The organism is Corynebacterium tuberculostearicum (assembly GCF_022347235.1).
Taxonomy (GTDB): Bacteria; Actinomycetota; Actinomycetes; order Mycobacteriales; family Mycobacteriaceae; genus Corynebacterium; species Corynebacterium tuberculostearicum_F.
This window is the reverse complement of sequence record NZ_JAKRDX010000038.1, coordinates 1-4162: the sequence shown is the minus strand read 5'-3', so window position 1 is coordinate 4162 and position 4162 is coordinate 1. Positions and strand designations below refer to the sequence as shown.

Here is a 4162-nt window from a genome sequence, read left to right as displayed (position 1 = left end):
CCCCTAACCACAACCCCAGCGCCAGCCCCAGCTCCAGCGCCAGCTCCACAGGCAACCCCTAACTGCGCCGGCCGCTCACCGAGTCGCCGCCCAGACCCGGCCCGGAGCCGCCCCGGCCGAAAGTACGAAAAAGCCACCTCCCGCGCGGGGAAGCGGCTCATTCGGCATGCCTATATGCGAGACTGCCTCAACTTAGAACATGGTGGCCAAATTACTTGGAGATGGACTTACCCACAGAGTGCAGGTCCTGGCAGGACTCGATGACGCGCTCGGACATGCTCTGCTCTGCCTTCTTCAGGTAGGAGCGTGGGTCGTAGGCCTTCTTGTTGCCGACCTCGCCGTCAATCTTGAAGACGCCATCGTAATTCGTCATCATGTGGCGAGCAATCGGGTTGGTGAAGGCGTACTGGGTATCGGTGTCCACGTTCATCTTGATGACGCCGTAGCCCAGAGCCTCTTCGATCTTTTCCTTCTCGGAGCCGGATCCACCGTGGAAGACGAAGTCGAAGGCGTACTCGTCCTCACCCAGGCCGAGCTTCTTCTGTGCCACCTTCTGGCCCTCGAGCAGGACCTCCGGGCGCAGCTTCACGTTGCCTGGCTTGTAGACGCCGTGAACGTTGCCGAAGGTTGCGGCCAGCAGATAGCGGCCCTTCTCGCCTGTGCCCAGGGCATCGATGGTCTTTTCAAAGTCCTCTGGGGAGGTGTAGAGGTTAGCGCCCGCCTTAGCCTGGACGCCGTCCTCTTCGCCGCCGACGACGCCGATCTCGGCCTCGAGGATGACGTGCGCGCTCTTAGCCTTTTCCAGCAGCTCCTGGGCGATGACCAGGTTCTCGTCGATGGGGATAGCGGAGCCGTCCCACATGTGGGACTGGAACAGCGGGTTCTCACCGCGGTCGACGCGCTCCTGGGAGATGGCCAGCAGCGGGCGGACGAACTCATCGAGTACTTCCTTCTGGCAGTGGTCGGTGTGCAGCGCGATATTCACGCCGTAGTGCTTGGCGGCCTCGTGAGCAAATGCGGCCAGTGCCTGAGCACCCTTGACCTTATCCTTCAGTGCCAGGCCGGAACCGAAAGCGGCACCGCCGGTGGAGAACTGGATGATGCCGTCGGACTCGGCCTCAGCAAAGCCCTTCAGAGCTGCGTTAATGGTCTCAGATGAGGTGCAGTTGATTGCTGGGAACGCGAAGCCGTTCTTCTTCGCGGTATCCAGCATCTCGTTATAGACCTCAGGGGTTGCAATTGGCATGAGTTTCCATCCTTAAAAAGTGGGTTTGTGGTCAAACACGTTCCAACAGCCAAGTATGCCCGTTTCACGGAAATTCTGCCGCAAAAACCGTGTGACATTTTCAACCCGGTCATTTCCGGGACCAATCCACCCCGACAGGCGAGGGCTATTTAGCCAAATATCGCGCCACGCGGGCGCAGGCCTCCATCAGCATCCAGCCGGAAAGCTGCACGGACAAATCGCGCTCATCTACGCGAATGATGCCGACCTTCTCACTCATGGTGCGCCGGCCGAAGCCGTAGTTATGCGGCAGGCGCGCATCGGACAACCAGTCGGATCCGAAAATCGGCAGGCCGTCGACCTCGAGGCGGTGTTCCCACACCGACTCGGCCGAGGCCACCACCATGCGCGCGGCCAGCTTCTTCGTCGCACGGTTGGCAGGAGAATCGCCGGGCAGGCGCACGGCGACGTCGGCAAGATAGCGCATCAAAATGCCTTTAAACAGGCCACCGTCACCATCGCCGGTCTCCCAGTCCACCACGCCCGAAGGCGTAGCCATGCCCGAAGCCACGGTCTGCACCAAGCCCCGGATGCGGATGATGTAATCCATCATCTCGGAAGCCATCTCGGCCTCGTACACGCTTTCGATCTGTTCCAAATCGCCCACGCCGGCCTTTTCCCGCAGCGCCAGCACGATTTCCAGGCACGCGCCGAGCACTACACCCTGGCAGTAGGGGTGGATGTTTTTTACCACCTCAGGGCCGTCCATGCGCATGCGGACGCCGTCCATGATGTAGCCGTCGTCGTCCAGCAGGTGGTCATAGATCCAGTCAACGATGTGGCGCGCTTCCTCAATGCGCCCCATCCGCGCGAGCATGATGGCGCCTGGGCCGTTGGAGGGCACGTTCATGAAATTCTCGCCCAAGCGCCACGGCAGCACGCCAAGCGTTTCATCGAGGCCTTCGTGGATATTGCGCTGCAGGGCCGCCAGCCGCTTCGGCGTCTTTGCCTTCTTCAGGTCTTCGACGCGACCGAAGGCCAGCGCGAGCCAGGCCTTGTCGTCGTAGTACTTATTCTTGGTCAGCTGCGCGAGGTTGCGAATGCGAATGCCGCGCAAGGTGTCATAGATGCGGTGGCGGCGCACCTTGGTGTTATTGCGCAGCGCCGCATCAACGAGGCAGTCCAAGTAGTGGGCCTGCCACCAGTAGTGCCAGTGGACAAAGAGCTTTTCCTTCGTGGTGGGCGGCCAGCTGACCACGGCAAGATTGGTGCGCGGCAGGCCCCATACGGAGTGCGCGTGGCGCTCATTGATGGCGGCCTCTGCGAGTTCGGCGCGGTGGGCCCACTTTTCTTCCACGATTCCTCAATCACTCCAGTCGCACGGGTAGATATAGCTAGTGTAACGATCTTCCTACCAGGAATTTGCCAGATCGGCGTGCTGGCGGATCCAGGCGTGCATGGCGATGCCGGCCGCAACGCCCGCGTTGATGGAGCGGGTGGAGCCAAATTGGGCGATGGAGCAGGTCATCACCGCGGCATCCTGGGCCGCTTGCGTCACGCCGGGGCCTTCCTGGCCGAATAGCAGCAGGCTGCGCTCCGGTAGCTCGGCCGTTTCCAGGGGCACGCAACCGGGGGTGTTGTCGATGGCAACGACGGTAAGGCCCTCCTCGGCCGCCCACGCAATAAGCTTCTCGACGCTCTCGTGGTGCATCAAGTGCTGGTACCTATCCGTGACCATTGCCCCGCGGCGATTCCACCGCCGCCGGCCGACGATGTGCACGGTATCGACAGCGAAGGCGTTGGCGGTGCGCACGACGGTGCCGATATTGGCGTCGTTTTCGAAGTTCTCGATGGCGATGTGCAGGCTATGCCGGCGCTTATCGATGTCCTCTGTGATCGCTTCCCTGCTCCAGTAGCGGTAGGCGTCGACGACGTTGCGACGGTCGCCTTCGGCAAGCAGCTCTGGATCGTATTTCGCGGCTTCCGGCCCTTGCGGCAGCGGACCTTCCCAGGGGCCTACGCCGTGGCGGCCCTCGTTCCACTCGGTCGGCCCCTTGGCCTCGTCCGGTTTGGCCTCGTCCGGCTTGGTCTGGTCGGCCGCGCTATCTGCGTTAGGCGAGGTCAAGGTCGCCCAGGCCCAGCAGGGAGCGGTACTCGAGGCCTTCTGCGGCGATGACGTCGCCAGCACCGGTCTCGCGGTCCACGACAGTGGCTACGCCCACGACCTCGGCGCCGGCCTCGCGCAGCGCGGCCACGGCGGTCAGCGGGGAGTTACCGGTAGTGGTGGTGTCTTCTACGACAAGAACCTTCTTGCCTTCTACGTCGGCGCCCTCGATGCGGCGCTGCATGCCGTGCTTCTTGGCTTCTTTGCGCACGACGAAGGCGTCGATATCGCGGCCTTCGGCATGCATAATGGAGGTAGCAACCGGGTCGGCGCCGAGGGTCAGGCCACCGACGGCCGCGAAATCCCAATCTGCGGTCAGCTCGCGCAGCAGGGCGCCGATGAGGCGGGAAGCCTCGTGGTGCAAGGTAGCGCGGCGGAGATCCACGTAGTAGTCAGCTTCCTTGCCCGAGGACAGGGTCACCTTGCCGTGGACGACGGCCAGTTCCTTGACTAGTTCTGCGAGGCGGGCCTTCTTCTCGGCGTCCAGGTTTTGGGCATGCGCGTTCTGGGCGTTGGTGGTGTGAGAATCCACAGTCATCTGCTCCTTGTCGTGGTTCGTGGGCGGCGGCCGGCCGCCGGTATCGGACTCTAGGCTACTCTCCCCGGCGCGGGTCCGATTCCTCGGCCGCGGACTCGCTGGCCGGGTTGGGGTCGACTGGGTTGGGGTCGGCCGCGCGGGGGCCGTCGGTGGTGGAGTCGGCGGAGGGGCTGTCGAAGATGGAGGCGGCGCGGAACTGCTGGCGCGGCAGGCGGGCGGTGTGGGAATCGGGGGT

4 protein-coding genes and 1 pseudogene are annotated in these 4162 nt (G+C 63.1%); all 5 read right to left on the bottom strand.

From position 1 onward, the window contains the following. Positions 1-211: 211 nt before the first annotated feature. Complete coding sequence (fbaA, locus tag MHK09_RS11530; RefSeq protein WP_005325542.1) at positions 212-1246, bottom strand: class II fructose-bisphosphate aldolase; 1035 nt, start codon at positions 1244-1246, stop codon at positions 212-214. Positions 1247-1391: 145 nt separating this feature from the next. After that, positions 1392-2582, bottom strand: coding sequence for a glycoside hydrolase family 76 protein (locus tag MHK09_RS11525; RefSeq protein ID WP_250413608.1), 1191 nt, complete (start codon positions 2580-2582; stop codon positions 1392-1394). 54 nt (positions 2583-2636) lie between these two features. Further along, complete coding sequence (locus tag MHK09_RS11520) at positions 2637-3350, bottom strand: TrmH family RNA methyltransferase (RefSeq protein WP_005325540.1); 714 nt, start codon at positions 3348-3350, stop codon at positions 2637-2639. Then, positions 3337-3927 (bottom strand): orotate phosphoribosyltransferase, encoded by a 591-nt coding sequence (pyrE, locus tag MHK09_RS11515; RefSeq protein WP_005325539.1) that lies wholly within the window; start codon positions 3925-3927, stop codon positions 3337-3339. The genes MHK09_RS11520 and pyrE overlap by 14 nt, the downstream gene beginning before the upstream one ends. 55 nt (positions 3928-3982) lie before the next feature. Further along, positions 3983-4162: pseudogene (locus MHK09_RS11510) on the bottom strand (type III secretion system chaperone family protein); the annotation flags it as partial.

Bases quoted from the DNA above. Each gene is read 5' to 3' on its own strand.
- fbaA (WP_005325542.1), bottom strand. From the start codon at position 1,246: ATGCCAATTGCAACCCCTGAGGTCTATAACGAGATGCTGGATACCGCG.
- pyrE (WP_005325539.1), bottom strand. From the start codon at position 3,927: ATGACTGTGGATTCTCACACCACCAACGCCCAGAACGCGCATGCCCAA.